The 3412-nt window shown below is 32.4% G+C and carries 2 protein-coding genes; one reads left to right on the top strand and one right to left on the bottom strand.

Translation table 11 applies throughout. The features are described 5' to 3' along the window. The first annotated feature begins 157 nt into the window (after positions 1-157). Positions 158-1114 carry a hypothetical protein gene (locus F6J94_RS32000; RefSeq protein WP_293047619.1) on the top strand — a complete coding sequence of 319 codons (957 nt, stop codon included), beginning with the start codon at positions 158-160 and terminating at the stop codon, positions 1112-1114. 6 nt (positions 1115-1120) lie between these two features. On the opposite strand, the gene F6J94_RS31995 is transcribed toward F6J94_RS32000, so the two are convergent. Then, positions 1121-3412 (bottom strand): hypothetical protein (locus F6J94_RS31995; protein WP_293047617.1); only part of this gene is annotated, 2292 nt, incomplete at its 5' end.

Genomic DNA, 3412 nt, shown 5'->3' with positions numbered 1-3412 from the left:
TATGAGAGGGGTAAATTCTCTAGTCATGGTAAGGAGTGGGAAGTGGGTGTATAGCAAAATCAAGGAAACCTTGCTTTTTATGACCAACCTTCAGGATGCTGACGACTCTCAAAACTTATAAACTAAATTTAAACTAAATTAGTGGAGGTTAAGGAAAGTGCCAAACACTAAAATATTCTCATATCTATCACAAGACTATCTTACTGTCGAACTAGAAGCATCATTACTAAATATCTTTATTAATATTGATGGCATTGCAGGAAGAAGAGGTATTCTTACCAATGCTGGAGTTGATGAATACTTTATTAATAGGCTAAATTTTAATTCCAACATTAATGAATTTATCACTAGTTTAGTCTCTCAGTTTAAAGACTATCGAGTATCCCTTCAAAACCCATATTATCATCCCCTACTCTTGTTTTCACAATATATCCTTCAACAACCTCCACAAAAATATAACTTAACTGAACAAGATCTCAAACTATTTCAAAAAATCCGTACTATTGGCGGAGAACAAATAAAAACTTTAGTCACTAAAATTAGTGATGATCCTAATTTTAGTGAAACTAACGATAAAATTGATAACTATTTGGACAAGGTTGAAGAAAAATTAAGATATCAAGGGTGTTTAGATTTTAAGTATGATGTTAAACATGAAGAACAACAATTTAAGCTTGTCAGTAAAATTCCTAATTTTGAAATTCCTTTCGGAGTCTTTAATATGAGAGGGGATGCTTTTTTCATATTCTCTTACTTACCCTCTATTAATAGTAAAATTTTACAACAATATTCTAGTCAATGCTTAGACTATGGAAAAGAAAAAACTACTATATCTAGTTTTGGACAAGTTCTTAATGCAAGAGTTCCTTCTAATGTTTGCTTTGCTATAGCTATTGTTAAGGATTTAGAACCAGAAATTAAGAAGAGTATACGAACAGAAAATCCTTTGGATTTTGAGACAGATACATTATGGTACAGAGTACCTGTTGTTTACTGCTTAAGTGACGAACAACTTTATTTTTATGACCAACCTTCATCATTCTGGGAAAAGTTCAAAGGAGAAATAGTCTGGAAAAGATTGAGACAAGTGGTTGAAACCACTTTAAACCCTTAATTAACATCACATTGAACTCAATAAAGTACGCACATAAGCAGCTGCTGTGACTGCCGCGTACTGTTGCCAAGTATCGGATTTGTGAGAATCACAATAGTCACAAATACCACGAACCACAATATAACCTATTCCATGATTCCAAGTGGCATCCGCAACACCAGAACCTTCCATTTCAATAGCCTTAACCCCAAATTGCTTCCGTAACATATCGCGTTTCTGCGGATTTTTAAGGAGTTTATTCGCAGAACCAATGGCACCTAAGAAAATTTTAGGCTGATCTTGGAGTCTTTTTGAGTCTTGTGGATGTGGAATTACCTGATCTGGTTGCTCAGAAGAATGAAGCAGATCCGTTTCTTGAGGGGGACGTTGCCAGTTTAGCTTTTGTAAGGCTTTTAGAATAACATCTTCCCAAGGTCGTTGCCCTAACATTTCATTAACACGCAAATATTTTGCAGCTTCCACTAACTCTGCACTAGCGGGAACTGGCATAGCACGAATTTCCGTAAACTGTTGGGACTCCTTATCAAAATCGTACTGCACAATCCCCTTCTTGTTAGAAACAATAATATCACCTAAACGTACATGGTCTTCAACTTTGGTAGGATGAGGAACACCTCCAGCAATCCCACACATAATAATTGATTGCACCATAGGATAATGGGACAACATAGTTGTTGCTCCCATGGCTGCTGCATTATTTCCCATATCAGCTAAAGTTACAGCTACTATTTGAGGAGTCCCATTACTATCGGCAACATCCGTTAACCAATATCGTCGCCCCGCCCCTTTTCCTGGTTTCTTTTCCTCTTGCCCTTGGTCAAATACAGCTTGAACAGCTACATATTCTTTTGGTAGTGCCGTAATTATACCAATAACGGGTTCTGAATTTCCAATTTTAGAAATAACTAAATTAGGTTTAATTTGGGTATTTTCAGTTGTAAATAATTGAATTTTTTGTTTACCAAAAGCCAGTATTTTACATAAAATATCTATGTCTTGATCATCTAAATTATATCTTTCTCCTTGTTCAATCAGATACTCTAAAAAGCTAATGAGAGGATGATAATCTGGTTTTCGACTAGAAACTCTATATTGTTTAAATTTTGCAACTAAAATGGTAATAAATTCACTAATATTTAGATTAAAATCAAGATTACCAATAAAATATTGATTAACGCCCCCGTTACTTAGAAGCCCTTTCCTTCCTTGTATAGAATCAATATTTGTAAATATTTTATATAAATATAATTCAAGTTTTACAATATCATCTTGCTCTAATTCAGAGAAGATTTTAGTTTGTGAATTGATCATTGTACTATCCTTAATTTGGTTAATATTTATATTTATATTTTGTATATGATTCAGTGCTGGAATAACATCTGCCCCAATCAAAATCATAATCTGTTCAACAGGGTGTGTTTTGTCATTAAATTTTATAAAAAGATGGTCTGTATATTTAGAAAGTACCTTAATAACTTTAGTTAAATCGTTTTCAGTTAACTTGAGTAATGGTATAACAATATTACCAGATTTTACTAAAGTACCAATATTTTCATTAAAATTTATGTTTTCAGGATTAGTAAAAGCTTTTTCAATTATGGATGGAGGAATTGTTTCTTTTAAAGCATAGGATAAAGCATCTTGTGGAGAAGCTAGTTTAGCTATTTCAGTAACCTGATTATATCGTTCTAAATTTTTTTGTTCTTTTTTTGGAATAACATCAATTTTTTGTTTTAAATTATTAATATAATTTTGATTTATATTATTATTGGATAGATCTCGATCTGTATAATTTAAACCAAAAGCTTCTACTAATTTTTTTTGGGATACGGATAAATTAATAATTTTAGGATCTGCTTTGTGAGGATAAACAATTGTCCTCACAATAGCTTGATAGTTATCTAGTTCATTTTTAAGTTTCTGGATTTCTTCAGGAGTTATTTGTTTCTGGAATAAACCGACTGAAAGGATTGATTCTTTACTTTTATTAACCTTAGCTTCTAATTGATTTCTATGTTCCCGAAGAAGATTGATAAAATTAGAACGCATTTGATTAAATTCATCATCACCTAATGTATATTTTTCAATATATTTTCTGATTGCTTGTAAACATTGACTACGACATTCATCAGCAATTAGTTTATTCTGTTGATCACGACTTTCATGATTTTCTGAAATTGCAGTGATTGTAGTGAGTAATGGATGATCTTTTGGCAAACTATCAATCTTACCATAACTCCCTGGTTCATTCCCTAAGGGAATTGCATCACGAATTGTTAGATTTGGATTATTTTCTAA

Source organism: Moorena sp. SIO1F2, assembly GCF_010672755.1.
Taxonomy (GTDB): domain Bacteria; phylum Cyanobacteriota; class Cyanobacteriia; order Cyanobacteriales; family Coleofasciculaceae; genus Moorena.
This window is presented reverse-complemented; position numbering and strand designations above follow the sequence as displayed.